Source organism: Streptomyces sp. NBC_00490 (genome assembly GCF_036013645.1).
Taxonomy (GTDB): domain Bacteria; phylum Actinomycetota; class Actinomycetes; order Streptomycetales; family Streptomycetaceae; genus Streptomyces; species Streptomyces canus_F.
Map to the genome: position 1 here is coordinate 552,259 of NZ_CP107869.1, position 16,098 is coordinate 568,356.

Consider the following 16,098-nt stretch of genomic DNA (forward strand, 5'->3'; position numbering starts at 1 on the left):
ACAACGATCTCGATCAGGTCCACCAGCTTGGTTCTGACCGCCTCATCATCGGGTCTGTCCTTCGTGGATACCCCGGCCTTCAGGCCGGGGAGGAATCGAAGCTCCTGCGGAGCAGGGCAGGGGAAGCCGGTTCGCCGCCAGGGCGGATGGGTGTGCGCCGTCCACCGGCTGACACCCGCTGCCCACACGGAAGTTGATAAAGTGTGAGACGTGACGCGGCAGGTCAAGCGGGCGTTCAAGTACCGCTTTTACCCCACGAACGTGCAGGCGGCTGAGTTGTCGCGCACGTTCGGCTGTGTCCGCCTCGTCTACAACAAGGCCTTGGAGGAGCGCACGCGGGCCTGGCACGGCGAGCAGCGCCGCATCTCCTACGTGCAGTCCTCCGCCGCGCTGACGCAGTGGAAGACGACCGAGGAACTCGCTTTTCTGGCCGAGGTGTCCTCGGTTCCGCTGCAGCAGGCGCTGCGCCATCTGCAGACGGCGTTCGGGAACTTCTTCGCCAAGCGTGCGAAGTACCCGCGCTACAAGTCCCGCAAGAAGTCCCGCGCGTCGGCCGAGTACACGCGTAGTGCCTTCACCTGGCGCGACGGACAGCTGACGTTGGCCAAGATGGCCGGCCCTCTGGACATCCGTTGGTCGCGCCCCCTGCCCGAGGGTGCGCAGCCGAGCACGGTGACGGTGTCCCGTGACGCGGCGGGGCGCTGGTTCGTGTCCCTGCTGTGCCAGGACACCATCGCCCCGGCCCCCGTCACCACGGCGGCCGTCGGCCTGGACGCCGGGATCACCTCCCTGGTGACCCTGTCCACCGGGGAAAAGGTCGCCAACCCGAGACATGAGAGGCGGGATCGGGCACGGCTGGCCCGTGCGCAGCGGGAGTTGTCGCGCAAGGCGAAGGGCTCGGCGAACCGGGAGAAGGCCCGCCGTAAGGTGGCCCGTGTGCATGTGCGGATCGCCGACCGGCGCCGCGATGTTCTGCACAAGCTGTCGGCTCGACTCGTCCGCGAGAATCAAACGGTCGTGATCGAGGACCTGAGCGTGCGCAACCTGCTGAAGAACGGCACGCTCGCACGCGCCATCAGTGATGCGGCCTGGACGGACCTGCGTTCCATGCTGGAGTACAAGTGCGCCTGGTACGGGCGCGAGCTCGTGGTGATCGACCGCTTCTTTCCCAGCAGCAAGCTGTGCGGGAACTGCGGCACGGTCGCGGCGAAGATGCCGCTGAACGTCCGCGAATGGACGTGTGTCTGCGGCGTCGTGCATGACCGCGACATCAACGCGGCACGCAACATCCTGGCCGCCGGGCTGGCGGCATCTGCCTGTGGAGACGGTGTAGGACCTCAACGGGAGTCCTCCCAGACGGGGCAGTCGTCGGTGAAGCAGGAACCCCAGCGGGCGACCGCTGGAATCCCCCGCCTTTAGGCGGGGGAGGAAGTCAAGGTGAGCAACAGCCACGTCTCGGATGAGGCGCTGCTTCGCGCCCCATGTCTTGGCATGCCGTGTCCACTCCTGCGGATATCTCGCCTCCCACTCTAGGAAGAGCAGTACGTAGGGAAGACCCGGCCACGCGACGATGTCTGAACCGGCCGGCCGGTCCCACAACCCGCCGGGCAGCGAATACCTCAGGATCTCCCGGTAGTTCCTGTCCGCCGCCCTGCGACCCAGCGAATACCTCCGCCGCCACGTCCTGTCGAGCCGATCCCAGGCGTCCTGAGTGGCCCTCTCAACATCAGCCAGACGGACCAGCGCCGCAGCACGATCAGCCGGATCGCTTGCTATCAGCCCGTACGCCCACCCCAGCCGCTCGTGCCACACATCGCCACCAACGACGCTCACGCCCGTATCCGCTCCCCTGGTCACCCGGTAGATCATGCTCTGCCTCAAGCTAAAACCCGTCCTCATTTATCCCGGTGAAGCACGGCACGCCGTTCGCCTATGGCGGGGGTGACAAGGGCCTTGCCGTTCAGCTGACAACACGTCGATTCTTCCCACGGCGGCGGTTCGAGGGGCCAGTTGGGGATGGCCACGACGTTGGCGCCGGCGGCAGAGGCTGATCGGCCCCGCCCTCCATCACGGCCGCCTGGCGCATGCCCGACGCCGGGCCACTTCGCCCGGTGGTCCGGGTAGTGTTCCCGACATGGACTTCGATACCACCGTAGAGCGAGCTCAACGCCTCAAGCAGCTGCACGCCCAAAGCAAGCCGCTCGTACTGCCGACCGTGTGGGACGCCTGGTCCGCGCGTGCAGCAGTGGCCGCCGGATTCCCCGCACTGACGGTCGGCAGCCATCCCCTCGCAGACTCCCGAGGGGCAGCGGACCACGAGGGGCAGACCTTCGACGAAGTACTCGCCGCCGTCAAGCCGATCATCGCGGCGGTCGACGTCCCCGTGTCTGTGGACCTGGAGTCCGGATACGGGCAAAAGCCCGCTGATCTCGTCGCCGGGCTCATCGAGGTCGGCGGGGTCGGCCTCAACATCGAGGACACCGTCCACTCGGACGGCGGCCGGGTGCGCAGCACCGAGGAGCACGCGAATTACGTCGCGGGTCTGCGTTCGGCGGCGGACGAGTCAGGTGTCGCGGTCTGGGTGAACGGGCGCACCGACCTCTTCCTGCACGCGCAGGACGCTTCCGGCGTCCTCCAGAAGGCGATCGAGCGACTGCGTGCTTTGGAGGAGGCCGGAGCGGACAGCGTCTACCCGGTAGGAATCCAGGACAACGATGAACTGCTCACCGCGGTGATCGGGGCAGTGAACATCCCCGTCAACTCCACGGCTCATCCCGTCAAGCACGACCTCGAGCGTTTCCGTCGCCTCGGCGTAGGCCGGATCACCTACGGCCCGCTCCTGCAAATCGCCCTGACCGACACGGTGAAGGACATGCTCAAGCCCTGGGCGCCTTGAGAAGTTGACCGTGCGGCAGGGTCCGGCCGCGCCGCCAGAACTGTTCACCGCACGGTGGAGGTCGGGCGCGGACTTGCGAGGTTGCGTCGCCATAGACGGCTCTTCCGTATGGCTCCGCATCGCCCGAGTTGAGGCAAGTCTGCCCGGGTGACCGGTGAGTGGCCTGGAGGTCGAATGGCCTCCAGGCGCTTCAACGCCGCCGATTGCAGGACGGCTGCGACGCCGGAATCACACTAGAGCCCGTCGGAATGATGAACTGACGCGTGGTCATGAATTGACTGATCAGGACTGGGATGTACCCGCTCTGCTGATACGGCGGGCCTCGGCGGGCATCTCTGTGTCGGACCGGCGGATCACCAACGAACTGGTCTACAAGGACTGATACTCCGGCTGTAGAGGGTGATCTCACCGCCAGGCAGGCCCTACTCGTTCGCGCCGTGCCCCGGTGGCCACCCGATGACACCGTCCGCTTGAACGTTGCGCAAGGACGCTCCTTCGAATCGGGCACCGGTGACGTAGGTCAACCCGAGCTGGGGCACACCCGTGTTCACGCTTGCGAACCTGGCGCCGGTCAGATCGGTATCGCGCAGGTCAGCACCTCGCAGATCGCATCCGGCCAGGCTGGCCTCGCGCAGTGAAGCCCCGCGCAGGTCTGCGTCGCTGAAGTCACAGAACTTGAACCAACACCCGTCCAGGGTGGCGTGGCGTAGATCGGCCCCGATGAACGAGCAGCGGGTGAACCGCAGCCGCAACATGCGAGCGGAAGCCAGGTTCTGGCCGGTGAAGTCCTCACCGTTCACGGCCGCATAGCTGTGGAGCGCGGCGAGTCGTTGTCTCGGGGTGAGTGGCGTGGTCATGTGCGCCAGCGTGTCAGCTGGATCGGTGGCCGTCGCCCGGATTTCCGGCAGTTCGCCGTCCGTCAGCCTATGCCTGCCATGAGGACGGTCTCGTCCTTGCTGTCGAACCAGCGGATGCCCTTGTCGTAGCGCAAGAACCACCGGTCGATGCAGGTCGCGATCAGAGTGTTCGTGAACAGGTTTTCGGTCAGCACGGACGGGTGGACCGGCCCGATCGTCGGCACGTAGGGCGCCTGCACCACCGGACGTAGCCAGTCCCAGCGCAATCGCATCGCTTCAGCGTACTCATCTCGCGCTTGCAGGCCCGGGCCCCGATGCGATGCACCAGAGCCTGGGCGCGGGTGTACCGAGCAGGTCAGTTCGGGTTGTCGTCGCCCGCCGCGCAGGAGCAGGCGCTGCCCTCCATCAGTGCGCCGACATCCGGCGCGTTGACGAGCCCAAGGAGACGTCAGACCCGCTCCAGGGGCCGGTGCGGCCCGCTGGGAAGCTCCGCCTTGACCGTGTCGCCCGGGCGCACCGTGCCGCCCTGCTGCACGATGCTCATGATTCCGGCCTTGCGTACGATGTTCCCGGCCTCATCGCGGCCGACAACCTGCTTCAGCAGCCCGTCCTGGAAGTTGTCGATCTGCAGGCAGGGGTTGCGCAGGCCGGTCACCTCCAGCACCGCATGGGCGCCGATGCGCAACAGCGTGCCGACCGGCAGACCCAGCAGATCGATGTCGCGGGTGGTGATGTTCTCGCCGAGGTCACCGGGCATCACCGTGAATCCCTCTGCACTGACCTCGGCGAAGAGCTCTTCATGAATGAGGTGGACTTGGCGCAGGTTCGGCTGGGTGGGGTCCTGCGCAACCCGAGAGCGGTGCTTGACCGTCACGCCGGCATGCACATCACCCTCCACGCCGAGCCCGGCGAGCAGCATGATGCTGTCCCGGTTCGGCTTGGTGAACGAGTACGCACCATTGCTGCTGACGGCCGCGACTATCCCGCTCATCCTCGAAATCCCCTCCCGTGACCATGGTCAGCCACGACCCTAACCCTTGGCCTCAAGGCACAGCAGCGACAATCCGTCGCGGGTGAGACCGCTACTGGTCTCGTCGGATTGTTGTCAGCTGGTGGGAGCAGTTCCCACCGCGGGCAGGAGCCGCCTCAGTCCTTCCGGCGGGTGGGGACGGCGTCCTCGCCGAAGGACGCGGCGAGCGCCCGTGCGATCAGGTCGGGAAGGTCGAGGTGTCCGTCGTTCTCGGCCCAACGCGTCAGTGCGGTGTGCATCGCGGCGAGGCAGGCACTGGTCGCCGCCTGGGCGCGGAATGCGGCGTCGGGATCGCTGACGTCGGCCTCGAGGGCGTTGACGATGGCCTGTTGCAGCGCGTACTGGCTGTCCAGGTGCCGGGCCCGCAGCGCAGGCGTGGAGACCATGAGCCGGAGGCAGTCCAGCAAGAACCGTTCGTTCGCCGCCTGTTCGTCCCCGTTGCCGTCGGTCAAGGCCACGGCCGCGTCGATGAGGGCGCTGCCGACGCGCTGCACCAGGGGTTGCGTCGCAGAGGACGCGGCGACGTGCTCGGCGATGAGCTGGGCGGGCTGGTCGATGAGGACGAGGTCTTCCTTGGTCGGGAAGTGCCGGTACACGGTCATGGCCGAGACGCCGGCGGCCTCGGCGACGTCTGCCACCGTCACCGCGTCGTAGCCGTGGTCAGTGAACAGCCGCACCGCGTGCGCTTGAACCAGGCGCCGCGTCTCGGATCGTCGTCGTTCCCGCAGGGTTGGATGCCGCTCACTCATGTGCTAGACACTACCATCATGTTAGTGACTAACACATGGGGGGTGACGGCATGGGCGACCTGATAGGCAGAACAGCTCTGGTGACCGGCGCATCGCGCGGCATCGGGCAGGCAATCGCGGCTCGGCTCGCTGCCGAAGGGGCCACAGCCATCGTGCACTTCGGCACGGATGAGAGCGGGGCGGCGGCGACGGTCGACGCGATACAGCGCGCCGGCGGGACCGGCTTCGCAGTCCGAGCCGAACTGGGCGTGGACGGTGACGTGGAGACACTTTTCGCCGGTGTGGAGGCCGGCCTGGCCGGCCGGCCGCTCGACATCCTCGTCAACAACGCGGCAGCCGCGCCGGCCGGCCCGCTCGGCGTGACGACCCGGGCAGAGTTCGACCACTTGTTCGCGGTGAACGTGGCAGCGCCGTACTTCATCATCGAGCGTGCGCTACCGCTGCTGCGCGAGGGCGCCAGGATCATCTCGATCTCGTCGGTGGCGACCCGAATGGCCAACTCATCCCAGACATCGTTCGCCATGACCAAGGGGGCGATCGAGACGATGAGCAAGACCCTCGCCGTCCAACTGGGCCCGCGGGGGATCACGGTGAACGCGGTCGCTCCGGGGGCCACCCGCACGGCGGCCAACGGAGCCGTCTTCGACGTGCCGGGCCTGGCCGAACAGATATCCGCCATGACGGCGCTCAACCGGCTGGGCGGGCGCGATGACGTAGCCGACGTGGTCGCCTTCCTCGCCTCCGATGCCGCCCGCTGGGTCACCGGTCAGACCATCGACGCCAGCGGCGGACTGTTCCTCGGCCCCCGCCTGTGACCAACAACGGCCGAGCAACGGCGGCGCGCCATGCAGCTCCACGCACGGTCCCGGCTCCATGACATGCGCCGTCGTCGTCGGATCCGGGGCCGCCGTCTCCGTCCCCGCCGTCGGCATGCAGGCATACGGGTCCCGCACAGGAGAGATTGCGTCAACTTGACCCGGCCCTGAAGGACCGGGCTTGGAGGTAGTGCCCGGCTGGCTGCTGGGTTGGCTCCTCCGTCCAGACACCCCTATGGGGTGGCAGGGACGCGTGACTCACGCCCCGCGTTCCACACGCTCTCGCCACGGGTGGCGATGTTGTGGGAAGCATTCCGGTCGGCGTGGGCAACGACCCCGCACCCCCGGCAGATGAAAAGTTGCTGGTCGACACGGTTGCGTTTGTCGACGTGGCCGCACGCGGCGCATGTCTGCGACGTGTACGCGGGATCGACGAAGACCAGGGGCACGCCTGCCCGCTTGGCCTTGTAGACGATGAAGTCTGCGAGCTGGGCGAACGCCCAGGAGTGGAGCGCGACCCGTTGGGGCTTGCGGAGCCGTACCCGGGAGCGGATGCCCTTGAGTTCTTCGAGGGACAGGCCACGCCCGGTGCGTTCAGCCTCGGTCACGATCGTCTTGGAGATGATGTGGTTCTGGTTGGCGACGTGCCGCGCCTCTTTGCGGGCACGGGCCTTGAGTCGCCGCTTGGCGCTCTTGGTGCGCTTCTTCTGGAGCTTGGCACGCAGGACAAGCTGTCGCTTGCGGTACCTGCCCAGCCCCCGCCCGGCGGCGAGGTAACCGGTGGACGTGGTGGCGATGTTGGCGATGCCGAGGTCCACGCCGATGAAGCCGTCCGGCCCGTACTGCTCGGCCTCGGGTACCTCGCAGGTGGCGATCAGGTAGAAGACACCGTCACGCTCGATGAGGTCGGACTCTCCCTGCCGGTGCGCCCGGAGCGTCTTGAGCGCGTCGGCGGAGCAGACAAAGCGGACGCTCTTGAGCCGTCCGGAAGTGGTCCAGATGGACACGGTCTGCTGGTCGTACTGCCAGGAAAGGCACCGGTCGTCGTACGCCTGGGCGGCCTCGGGCCGGAAGGCGATCGGCCTGGACTCCGCCTTCCGGCGGCGCTTGGAGCCTTCTTTCCCGAGATTCCCGGCCCGAACGTTGGCCTTGAGTGTGGTGTAGGCGTCGCGCACCTTCTTGATGGTGTGCTGCGCGGCCTGCGCCCCCAAGCCCCGGGCCTTGAGTTCGGCGTAGGTGTGCCTGCGCAACTCGTACTCACGCGGAACACCGTGCTCGAACGCCACCTCCGACACCCAGTTCGCGGCGTCGTTGACCGTGCGCAGGGTCGACTCAAGTACCGACGCCTGGATGGCATCCGGCACGAGTTTCACCTGCACGACGATCTTCACGGGGACGAATATAACAATGATCTATGTCACCTCGATGGGAACCAAACCCCGATATCCGCAGGGGCCGTAGCGTCGTCTACACCCTTCATGCGCACTTGGTCTTCACACCCAAGTACCGGCGCGGACCGTACACCGACGACATCCTCAAGCGCTGCGAAGAGGTCATGCGGGATGTGTGCGCGGACTTCGGCGCGGACCTGCGCGAGTTCAACGGCGAGCGCGATCACGTACACCTGCTGGTGCATTACCCACCGAAGGTCGCCATCTCCCGACTCGTCGGCAGCCTCAAGGGCGTCTCCGCCCGCCGCTTGCGCCAGGAGTTCCCCGGCCACATCCGCCGGTACCTGTGGGGCGAGCACTTCTGGTCTCCGTCCTACTTCGCCGCATCATGCGGCGGCGCACCGCTCGCCCTGGTGAAGGAGTACATCGCGAACCAGAAGCGTCCTGACTGAGGTCAACAGTGCAGACCCGTGCGCCCGCGCGGGCCAGAGCAGCCGAGAGAAGCGATTCCTCCCGGGCGTGAACGCCCGGGGTTCCTCGCTAGATCATGCTGAACCAGGCTTCCTCCCCGCGGCCCCGGCGGCTACCGTCAACGCGGCCACCGCCGGGAGGGAAGGGATGCCGCCGATGCCTGTCTGGCCCGTCTACAGCGAGGAGTTACCTGGGCGGTTCGCCCGGGACGGCTACCTGAGGCTGCCGGGGTTGCTTACCGGACAGGACCTCGCGGAACTCAAGGCGGAACTGCGCCGACTCGAAGGGCTCGGCAAACGCCGGGACTTCGCGATGGCCTGCATGGACGGATCCCCGCGCCGCATGACCACGCTCGGCGGCCACGTCATCGCCGCCGAGTCCGAGCTCATCCCTCAACTCGCCACGGACACCGCACTTCTGGGCCTACTACGACACATCTCCCGGCTAGAGATCTCACTGGCTCCCGATCCCGTCGAACGGTTCGTCGTCAACGTCCTGCACCAGGAGAGCGACACCCACGGGGCGCACGTGGACGACTACCAGCTCGCCCTGGTCCTGTTCACCGAGGCACCCGCCTCCCCCGACGACGGAGGACTGTTGGAGTACGTGCCCCACGCGAGCGGCCTGGACCAGCTGGTCACCTCCGCCGCCCGCCGGGCCCACCACGCACCCGGCGACGCCTACCTGCTGCGAGCCGACACCACCGCCCACCGCGTCACTCCACTGCGACGCCCCGGCCTCCGACGCACCGTCCTCAACATCGCCTACGCCACCGCCTGCCAGGAGCACACGGCCACGGCCCCCTCCGCTGCCCTGCTCTACGGCTGATCAACCACGGGGAGAGAGGCCACACACCCCGTCCCTCAGGGGCCGCGTCCTCCCCGTCATACCGGTCGCACGATCGAGGGGAATCGCTACTCCGAATGCTGGACGACGTCCAGACCCGGCTGTCGCTGCTCTCCAGGATGCCGACACCGCCGGCCTGCGAACCGCAGCAGAAGCCAGGGCCACGAGCTGGCATCTGGCGCCCGGTCGTGCCCGTCCGTGCTCCATCTTGACCACTGCGCAGACCGGGAGTTCGCGACGGCCTGTCTGCGGGCGGGCTGGGATTCGGTGCTGTTCGACACCTCCGGCCTTCCGTATGAATCGGCGCTGCGGCAGACGGCCGAACTCGTCGAGTCGGCGCGGGAATACGGCGGTGACCTGAAGGGCGAGTTCGAGGCGATTCCCCGCGTCGGTGAGGTCGGCGAGGGGCAGGAGCACGGGCCGCACGACAACGGCGGCTCGGCGTGCAGCGAACTCCTCGGCGTCAATGCGGTGGGAGCATTCGACCTTTCCGTTCAGGCGCGGGACGCAAAACTCGATGTAAGTGTGGGCGATCCCCTTGCCGAGGACGTGCCAGGGGAAGGCGGACTGGAATTCGGCGCCGTTGTCGGTCTGGATGACCTCGACCTGGAACGGCAGACGGTGAATGACGTACGGGCGATGCTCCATGCCAGAGTGCTACAACCCATCACGCCCCGAGAGACAGTGTGGGCGCCCCTGTCCCGGTACGACCTCAGGGAGGATGGAGTCATGGACCCAGTGCTGCACCAACTACCCGCCGCCTACTGGACCGTTCCGTACGTGAGCTCCCGGTTTCCGGGGTCGTCGCAGGTGGCTGACCTGCCCCGTCTGGAAGAGGGTGCCAACTGCCAGCTGTTCGCCTACGAGGTGCTTCGGCACTTCGGCCTGAATCCGCCTGATCTGCGTTCGAGTGAACTATGGGCCGACACTCAGGCCACCGTCCATGTATCGGCTGCCCAGCCGCTTGACCTGGTGCTGTTCAACGCCACGGACGATGCGTACGGCGCCCACGTGGGCGTGTGGGTGAACGAGGGACACGTGCTGCATCTGTGTGCCGAGGTAGGGCGGCCGGTGGTCTGGGAGATGACAGAGTTCATGAAGCGGCAGCGCTACCGGGTATTGATCGGCACCAAGCGTGTGGTCGACAGACCCCAGGACACTGCTGGCTGAACTCGAGACCTGTACGACGTTCTGGGGCTCCGGCGGGCGGGGAAGCCGGAGAGCGGCCTCGCAAGAGCTGACCCCCGACTGAGATGATCTTGCTATGCCTGGTGTGAGCACGGCGTCGGAGCCGTCCCGACAGCCCTGTTCACGTGGGTGAGTCCGCGTCAGTTCGGCAAGCTGATCAGCGCGTTGCGGCGTGAGGGGCGCGCCCCTCGGGCCTTCATCGGAGGCTGATCCACCGACGTGGCGAGGTCGTGTCGGACATGCAGCAAGACCACCATTGTCGTCATCACCGCGAAGTCCGCCGGGCGCAGGGTCTTCGAACCGCGCCACCGCAGGCGTCCGTCTCGCGTGACCTCGTGCGCGTCAGCGCGGCAGCCAGTGCAGTTCCTGCGCCAGGGTTTTGGCGACGGCACGGACGCGGCGGTGCAGCGGCGAGAGCTCGCGTGGCAGGACCAGGTGGATCGTCAGGCTGGGCGCGCCTTTCAGCGGTCGCCAGGTGAGACCGGCCGGTTGTGCCGTGGCCGCGGCTTCTCCGGCCGGGGCGAGGGTGATCCCGTCGCGCAGGTCGCGCTGAGACATGTCGAAAGCGACTGCGGGTGTGTGGAATCGAGGGTGTGGCCGGGTGTCTCGGAACAGTGCGGACAGCTGATCGTGGATCACGGGGTTGGCCGCACGGTCCGGCAGGCGCAGCGGATACGCGGCCGCGTCGGCGATCTCGATCTCCGCGAGTTCGGCCAGCGGATGGTGCTGCGCCAGCTGGACCCCGACACGCGCACGCCGCAGCAGGAACCGGCGCACGTCACGGCCCGGCTGTTCACCGCGGGTGATCCCGGCGTCGATACGGCCCTCGGCGACCGCCGGGGTGATCTCCGGTGTCGCCATCGGGACCGCGCCGACCTCGAGTCCGCTGGTGCCGCGAAGCAGCCTGTCCACCAGGGCCGGTACCGTCTCGGCCCCGGCGCTGAGGCTGTATCCGATGCGCAGCGTGCCCAGTTCACCGGCCGCCGCGCTCCGGGCGGTGTCCCACGTCCGGTCCAGCGCCGCCAGCGCGGGCGGCGCGGACTCCGCCAACGCCGCACCGGCCGTCGTCAAGACGACGCTGCGCGTGCTGCGGACCAGCAGGGCCGTACCGAGTTCCGCCTCCAACCGGCGCATCCGGGCGCTGAGTGCCGGCTGTGCGATACCGATCCGTGCGGCCGCGCGGGTGAAGTTCAACTCCTGGGCCAGCACCAGGAAGTACCGCAGGCTCACCGTGTCCGGCGCCACGTGCCCTCCCTGCCGATTGATAACGATCCGTTCTGAGCCTATCCCGTACCGGTCTTTCCCTCGCCTGCATATCAAGCTCTAACCTGCGCATATGGCGATGCAACCGACCGCGGTACCCGTCGCCGGGAGCAATCGATCTGCGTGTCTATTCGACGTCGCATGTGTCCGGCCCACCACTGGAGGTTTCCATGGCTAAGGGGTACTGGGTCAGTGTCTACCCCGCCATTTCTGACCCTGACAGGCTGACTGCCTACGACAAGCTGGCCGGTCCGGCCGTCCAGTCCGGGGGCGGGCGCCTCCTGTCCCGGATCCCGTCCCGGGGCGGTCGAGTCGTCGCCCACGAGGCCGGCATCACACAACGCGTCGTTCTGATCGAGTTCGACAGCTTTGAACAGGCCGTCGCGGCATACGAGAGCGAGGCATACCAGAAGGCGCTGGTGGCCCTCCCAGACGGCGTCCAGCGCGACTTCCGCATCATCGACGGCATTGCCTGACCAGCGCGCCCAGCCGTCACTGACCACCCGTCACGCACCCGGTGCTGCGCGACGACTCCTGAGACGAGTTCGACGCCATACCCTGCGTCCCAGTTCGTCGTCGACGTCCTCGACGGCCTGATCCCTGTCCGGCGCGTCGAAGAAGGGACGCAACGTCCGGGCCAGCCGGACTGCCTCGCTGAACCTCGTCGAGGACACAGTCTTTTCCGCCACGGCGTCGCTTCAGCCGTCCATCCGTGATCATCACAGTCGCGGACGCTCCGCGCACCATGCGGGTATCGCCGACGCGGGACTCGTCGGCGCCACCCTCTGTCCATGCGTGCACAGGCGCTCCTGGTTCCAACCCAGTGAAGGCGAAGCAGCGCTGGTTGAATGAGCACTACAACTACACCGGCGCGATCGGAGACGCCGGTTCACTGACTGGGGCGCGTTCGAACGCTTCGTCAACTCGCCCGTCTAGCCTTGAGCTTTCGCGATGGGCCGTCAGCTCTTGCTGGCGGCCTCTCTGCGTTCGGCGGAGCATGTTCCGGTGTGACGGCCACGCTGTCGCGGCGGGTGGGCGCCGGGTTCCACGCGGCTGTGGGTGCCGTCGGCCAACTCAGGGTGTACGGCCGCCACGCGGATACGGCCCCCCGGCCCGCTCGGCGGAGGCACTCAACGACGACCAGTGCTGACAACCCCAACGACAGCTAAGCCGCAGTTCGCAGCGTCGATCGATGACATGGCCGCAGGTCAAAAACCCGGCCCCGCACTACTTCGGCTACTGACCCTCTTACGGTCCCTCGAACACAACCAAAGAGCCATCGCGCTCGAACCGCAGCACGCGAGGCCGGCCAGCTTCCTGGGCTGAGTCCGGCTCAGGATGAAGCTCTCGGTAGCGCTCATGGTAAAGATCAACCGCTTCGTGGAGCTGGCATCCTCGTGCATCACGAATCGCCTTCACTGCGAGGATGGAGCGCCCCTCCAGAATGTCGCGATCTACACTCTCGGGCAGTTCTGCCACACGTCCTCCCCCGTCCGGCTTCGCAGTAGAGCAACTGCGGCTCCTGCGGTCAACCGAGTTGAGCAGCCGACCAGGGAAACTCCTCGGCCATGCCAGCCGCATTGCCGTATGACGGTGCGCCGCGCGGTCTCACGGGGAACACCGTGGAACCGAGCCGACGACCGGGCGCCTGGTCCACGCTGAAACTCTCGATGGCATCGGCACCCACCAAGTGCTGGTGCCATCATGGGAACCCATGACACCGACGCCCATCAACAGCTCATGGGACCGCATCGAGGGGTGGCTCGCCCCACACGCACCGCGAACCTTTGCCTCGCTGCCTCCTCCTGCGGATCAAGGAGCGATCGACGCAGCGCAAGTCCTTCTGGGGCAGCGTTTTCCCGCTGAACTGGCCGAATCCCTCCTCCGTCACGACGGCAGCGGGCACTTCGACGTCCTGGGAGCTTTCCAGCTCATGAGTACGCGAGAGATCGTGTCAACACGCCAGTTCGCAACCCGTCTCGAAGAAGAGACACAACGCGAAGGCCGGGCCGCCCACTTCATTGTCCGTGACGGATACGCCCTCTGGCATCCCAACGATCTCCCCTTCGCCAGTAACGCCGGCGGTAGCCATTGGGTACTCGACACCAAACCCCGCGACGCAACTCGCAGAATCGCACGGCACGATGAGCTCGGCACCACGACCTACCTCCCGCACCACATGTGGGAATCTCTGAGCAGCCTGCTCGACTCCGTTGCCACCGCGCTGGAGACCAGCACGCCATTGGAACGACGCCTGCCGACCACGGATGACGGACGCTTGACGTGGCGGATCACCCGCTGATCCTCCCATCACATCCGTGACGCTTGAGACGGCAAGGGCATCGCGACGCCCTACGAGACGGCAACCGACGCAGCACCCGTATCGGCGCACCTCGCCGATCACCCGCATCGCTGCGCCGACAGCCGAACCCGGCCGCCGCAAGTGACCGCCGCCCGTCCCGATGCCGAAAGACGAGGCGTCGACGCCACGCGCCGAGTTGGTGCATACGACGCGTCAAGGCCGCGCAGTCCACGGCGGTGTGCGCGGTGTGCGCGGTGTGCCGACAACCGCTACCCGGGCCACGTATTCGGTACTCGTGGCGCCAGTTCACCGCATCTTCTAGGAAGTGGGCCAGATCGCGGATTGGCGAGTCTCCTTGCCCGCGGGTGGCTCAGGATCAGTGCCGACGACTGCCTGGCACGTGGGTCGGCAGGACTGGCAGGCGCTCCGCCAAGCCTCGCTTTCCCTTCTCCGCGGGTGGACGGCTCCTTCCTGTCTGCACGGCCGCGCAGGTTGCCCGTTGATCCACATCCATTACGGGTAGACGGGTCGGCATGGCTGAAGTCGTACAGGCTGGACTGTGGGGGTTGGCGGCGGGCTCGGCGCTGCTGCTCGGTGCTGCGCTGGGGTATGGGCTGCGGGTACCGCAGAAGGTGATCGCGACGGTGATGGCCTTCGGTGCCGGTGTGCTGATCTCGGCGGTGCCCTTCGAGCTGGTCGGGGAGGCGTACGAGCAGGCGGGGCTTGCCCCCGCGGCCATCGGCGCCCTCATCGGCGCGCTCGCCTACACCGGGGGCAACGTGTGGCTGGCACGCCAGGGTGCGCGCCACCGCAAGCGCTCCGGCAACGCGCAGGCGCAGCCTTCGGAGGCCGAGCAGGGCGGGTCCGGGGCGGCGCTCGCGCTCGGCGCCCTGCTCGATGGAGTGCCGGAGTCCGCGGTCATCGGCGTCAGCCTGCTGGATGGCGGAGCGGTGAGTCTGGTGACGGTGGCCGCGGTGTTCATCAGCAACGTTCCCGAGGGGCTGTCCAGTTCGGCCGGCATGAAGAAGGCCGGCCGCACCAAGGGGTACGTCTTCGGTGTCTGGACCGCCATCGCCGCAGCCAGCACGGTGTCGTCCGTCCTCGGTTACACCGTCATCGGTTCCTTCTCCCCCGCCGTGATCGCCGCGGTGACCGCGGTCGCGGCCGGGGCGATCCTCGCAATGATCGCCGACACCATGATCCCCGAAGCGTTCGAAGACGCCCACCTTGCCATCGGACTGATCACCGTGAGCGGCTTCCTCGTCTCCTTCGCCCTCTCCCACACCTGACCGCTGAGGCTGGGAGAGGACAGACCATGCCGTGGTCCCGTGTGTGCCGGGTAGCGCCCAAGTCCCGTCCGAGGCCCCGGCCGCCCGCAGGTACCCCAGGGGAACCCGTGGCGAGCCCCGGCTGCCGGTCACCGGAACCGGCAGCCGGTCGCCCTCTGCACCGTCACACAGCGCTGTCCACCAGCGGGCCCGGAGCCGAACCAGGCAGCGATCAACTCACCCTGCGCCAGTCCCGTCAGGGACTCCACCGACCAGGCCACCTCGGCCCGCGCGGTAGTGAGCCTTTCCCACCTCACGCTGACGCGTAGTGAAGAACGAGGAAACTCGAGGCAGCGCAAGCTGCCGTTCTCGCCGGCCACCTGTTTTACTTCGCGCATGAGCACAGCCTTCTCCACCTGCTTGGGCATGGTGATCGGATCAATATTCGTGGCATGGCGCGTGCGGCGGACCGCTGCCCGGGCCGCCGCAGGGATCACCGTCTCCTTCCCCGTCGGGGCCAATCTGCCCGCCGAGGGACGCCGCCGATACAGCCTGGGCCGGGTACAGACCGGACGCGAGTTCCGATGGGAGCCCCGCTGGTCGCGGACGCGGCTGCGCGAACTCCCCACAGACCTGCGCTACGTCCGCGCACGCGAAACAACCCTGCGTGAAATGTTGTGGCTCCCGTCCAGCGCGCTGGTGATCGAGTGCGAATCGTCCGCGGGGCCGGTACGGCTGTGGGCCTACACCCGACAGGCGCCACAGGTGGTGGAAATGATCCGCAGTAGCAGTACAGGTGCCCCGGACGTGGACAAGCCAGAGCGTCCATTCGCCGTCTGAACACCTTCAGCCCCCTGCGCCCGTGACGTCTCGCGCCATGCCGGTCCCGGTCGAGCAGGACCAACGCGAAACCAACTCGGGCCTTGCCCAGCCTGCCATTGCGCTCCGCACTTCGTCCTCGCCCTCCCTGGCGATCAGGACAGCCTCCGCAGGCGTACCGCAGGGCACCATTGCGCTCGGCC

Annotated in this window: 17 protein-coding genes and 3 pseudogenes; 12 read left to right on the forward strand and 8 right to left on the reverse strand. The window is 67.3% G+C overall.

The annotated features are described in order from the left end of the window. Positions 1-210: 210 nt before the first annotated feature. Complete coding sequence (locus OG381_RS02315; protein WP_327714380.1) at positions 211-1,419, forward strand: RNA-guided endonuclease InsQ/TnpB family protein; 1,209 nt, start codon at positions 211-213, stop codon at positions 1,417-1,419. Between the two features lie 715 nt (positions 1,420-2,134). Further along, a complete protein-coding gene (locus OG381_RS02320) occupies positions 2,135-2,896 on the forward strand; it encodes an isocitrate lyase/PEP mutase family protein (protein WP_327714381.1) in 762 nt (253 codons plus the stop codon). Positions 2,897-3,318: 422 nt separating this feature from the next. On the opposite strand, the gene OG381_RS02325 is transcribed toward OG381_RS02320, so the two are convergent. From OG381_RS02325 to OG381_RS02340, 4 genes are all read right to left on the reverse strand, one after another. Continuing rightward, on the reverse strand, positions 3,319-3,753 hold the full coding sequence (locus OG381_RS02325) for a pentapeptide repeat-containing protein (protein ID WP_327714382.1): 435 nt from the start codon (positions 3,751-3,753) through the stop codon (positions 3,319-3,321). A 62-nt stretch (positions 3,754-3,815) separates the two neighbouring features. Continuing rightward, complete coding sequence (locus tag OG381_RS02330) at positions 3,816-4,025, reverse strand: hypothetical protein (protein WP_327714383.1); 210 nt, start codon at positions 4,023-4,025, stop codon at positions 3,816-3,818. A gap of 176 nt (positions 4,026-4,201) precedes the next feature. Next, on the reverse strand, positions 4,202-4,744 hold the full coding sequence (locus OG381_RS02335; protein WP_327714384.1) for an MOSC domain-containing protein: 543 nt from the start codon (positions 4,742-4,744) through the stop codon (positions 4,202-4,204). Between the two features lie 155 nt (positions 4,745-4,899). Further along, positions 4,900-5,532 carry a TetR/AcrR family transcriptional regulator gene (locus OG381_RS02340; protein ID WP_327714385.1) on the reverse strand — a complete coding sequence of 211 codons (633 nt, stop codon included), beginning with the start codon at positions 5,530-5,532 and terminating at the stop codon, positions 4,900-4,902. A 50-nt stretch (positions 5,533-5,582) separates the two neighbouring features. Here OG381_RS02340 and OG381_RS02345 point away from each other — a divergent pair, with 50 nt between their 5' ends. Next, positions 5,583-6,347: an SDR family oxidoreductase gene (locus OG381_RS02345; protein ID WP_327714386.1), complete on the forward strand. Its 765-nt coding sequence runs from the start codon at positions 5,583-5,585 to the stop codon at positions 6,345-6,347. Between the two features lie 233 nt (positions 6,348-6,580). On the opposite strand, the gene OG381_RS02350 is transcribed toward OG381_RS02345, so the two are convergent. Then, the gene (locus OG381_RS02350; protein ID WP_327722362.1) at positions 6,581-7,750 is read right to left on the reverse strand and encodes an RNA-guided endonuclease InsQ/TnpB family protein; all 1,170 of its coding nucleotides are present in this window, start codon (positions 7,748-7,750) and stop codon (positions 6,581-6,583) included. 11 nt (positions 7,751-7,761) lie between these two features. Here OG381_RS02350 and tnpA point away from each other — a divergent pair, with 11 nt between their 5' ends. From tnpA to OG381_RS49565, 3 genes and pseudogenes are all read left to right on the forward strand, one after another. Further along, positions 7,762-8,190 carry an IS200/IS605 family transposase gene (gene tnpA / locus OG381_RS02355; RefSeq protein ID WP_327714387.1) on the forward strand — a complete coding sequence of 143 codons (429 nt, stop codon included), beginning with the start codon at positions 7,762-7,764 and terminating at the stop codon, positions 8,188-8,190. Between the two features lie 175 nt (positions 8,191-8,365). Next, complete coding sequence (locus OG381_RS02360; RefSeq protein ID WP_327714388.1) at positions 8,366-9,037, forward strand: HalD/BesD family halogenase; 672 nt, start codon at positions 8,366-8,368, stop codon at positions 9,035-9,037. A gap of 186 nt (positions 9,038-9,223) precedes the next feature. Continuing rightward, positions 9,224-9,427: pseudogene (locus OG381_RS49565) on the forward strand (class II fructose-bisphosphate aldolase); the annotation flags it as partial. Positions 9,428-9,478: 51 nt separating this feature from the next. Here OG381_RS49565 and OG381_RS49570 read toward each other — a convergent pair. Continuing rightward, positions 9,479-9,688, reverse strand: a pseudogene (locus tag OG381_RS49570) (IS481 family transposase); the annotation flags it as partial. Positions 9,689-9,784: 96 nt separating this feature from the next. Between OG381_RS49570 and OG381_RS49575 the strand changes: the two are divergent. Then, complete coding sequence (locus tag OG381_RS49575; RefSeq protein WP_443061858.1) at positions 9,785-10,225, forward strand: hydrolase; 441 nt, start codon at positions 9,785-9,787, stop codon at positions 10,223-10,225. A 94-nt stretch (positions 10,226-10,319) separates the two neighbouring features. Beyond that, positions 10,320-10,432: pseudogene (locus tag OG381_RS49580) on the forward strand (IS5/IS1182 family transposase); the annotation flags it as partial. A 153-nt stretch (positions 10,433-10,585) separates the two neighbouring features. On the opposite strand, the gene OG381_RS02370 reads toward OG381_RS49580, so the two are convergent. Further along, positions 10,586-11,488, reverse strand: coding sequence for a LysR family transcriptional regulator (locus OG381_RS02370; protein ID WP_327714389.1), 903 nt, complete (start codon positions 11,486-11,488; stop codon positions 10,586-10,588). Positions 11,489-11,676: 188 nt separating this feature from the next. Here OG381_RS02370 and OG381_RS02375 point away from each other — a divergent pair, with 188 nt between their 5' ends. Next, the gene (locus tag OG381_RS02375) at positions 11,677-11,982 is read left to right on the forward strand and encodes a DUF1330 domain-containing protein (protein WP_327714390.1); all 306 of its coding nucleotides are present in this window, start codon (positions 11,677-11,679) and stop codon (positions 11,980-11,982) included. A gap of 772 nt (positions 11,983-12,754) precedes the next feature. Here the strand turns inward: OG381_RS02375 and OG381_RS02380 are convergent. After that, positions 12,755-12,985 (reverse strand): hypothetical protein, encoded by a 231-nt coding sequence (locus OG381_RS02380; protein ID WP_327714391.1) that lies wholly within the window; start codon positions 12,983-12,985, stop codon positions 12,755-12,757. Between the two features lie 235 nt (positions 12,986-13,220). On the opposite strand from OG381_RS02380, the gene OG381_RS02385 reads away from it, so the two are divergent. The 3 genes from OG381_RS02385 to OG381_RS02395 all read left to right on the forward strand — a co-directional run bounded on the left by OG381_RS02385 (position 13,221) and on the right by OG381_RS02395 (position 15,916). Next, positions 13,221-13,808, forward strand: coding sequence for an SMI1/KNR4 family protein (locus OG381_RS02385; protein ID WP_327714392.1), 588 nt, complete (start codon positions 13,221-13,223; stop codon positions 13,806-13,808). 533 nt (positions 13,809-14,341) lie between these two features. Next, entirely contained in the window at positions 14,342-15,097 is a 756-nt protein-coding gene (locus OG381_RS02390; RefSeq protein WP_327714393.1) for a ZIP family metal transporter, read from the forward strand. A 375-nt stretch (positions 15,098-15,472) separates the two neighbouring features. Then, positions 15,473-15,916, forward strand: a complete 444-nt coding sequence (locus OG381_RS02395) for a hypothetical protein (protein WP_327714394.1) — start codon at positions 15,473-15,475, stop codon at positions 15,914-15,916. Positions 15,917-16,098 lie beyond the last annotated feature (182 nt).

What these genes read in the sequence shown, in the direction of transcription:
- OG381_RS49575 (WP_443061858.1), top strand. Translation starts at nt 9,785, where the DNA reads ATGGACCCAGTGCTGCACCAACTACCCGCCGCCTACTGGACCGTTCCG.
- OG381_RS02320 (WP_327714381.1), top strand. Translation starts at nt 2,135, where the DNA reads ATGGACTTCGATACCACCGTAGAGCGAGCTCAACGCCTCAAGCAGCTG.
- OG381_RS02375 (WP_327714390.1), top strand. Translation starts at nt 11,677, where the DNA reads ATGGCTAAGGGGTACTGGGTCAGTGTCTACCCCGCCATTTCTGACCCT.
- OG381_RS02395 (WP_327714394.1), top strand. Translation starts at nt 15,473, where the DNA reads ATGAGCACAGCCTTCTCCACCTGCTTGGGCATGGTGATCGGATCAATA.
- OG381_RS02325 (WP_327714382.1), bottom strand. Translation starts at nt 3,753, where the DNA reads ATGACCACGCCACTCACCCCGAGACAACGACTCGCCGCGCTCCACAGC.
- OG381_RS02340 (WP_327714385.1), bottom strand. Translation starts at nt 5,532, where the DNA reads ATGAGTGAGCGGCATCCAACCCTGCGGGAACGACGACGATCCGAGACG.
- OG381_RS02360 (WP_327714388.1), top strand. Translation starts at nt 8,366, where the DNA reads ATGCCTGTCTGGCCCGTCTACAGCGAGGAGTTACCTGGGCGGTTCGCC.
- tnpA (WP_327714387.1), top strand. Translation starts at nt 7,762, where the DNA reads ATGTCACCTCGATGGGAACCAAACCCCGATATCCGCAGGGGCCGTAGC.
- OG381_RS02335 (WP_327714384.1), bottom strand. Translation starts at nt 4,744, where the DNA reads ATGAGCGGGATAGTCGCGGCCGTCAGCAGCAATGGTGCGTACTCGTTC.
- OG381_RS02385 (WP_327714392.1), top strand. Translation starts at nt 13,221, where the DNA reads ATGACACCGACGCCCATCAACAGCTCATGGGACCGCATCGAGGGGTGG.
- OG381_RS02345 (WP_327714386.1), top strand. Translation starts at nt 5,583, where the DNA reads ATGGGCGACCTGATAGGCAGAACAGCTCTGGTGACCGGCGCATCGCGC.
- OG381_RS02390 (WP_327714393.1), top strand. Translation starts at nt 14,342, where the DNA reads ATGGCTGAAGTCGTACAGGCTGGACTGTGGGGGTTGGCGGCGGGCTCG.
- OG381_RS02330 (WP_327714383.1), bottom strand. Translation starts at nt 4,025, where the DNA reads ATGCGATTGCGCTGGGACTGGCTACGTCCGGTGGTGCAGGCGCCCTAC.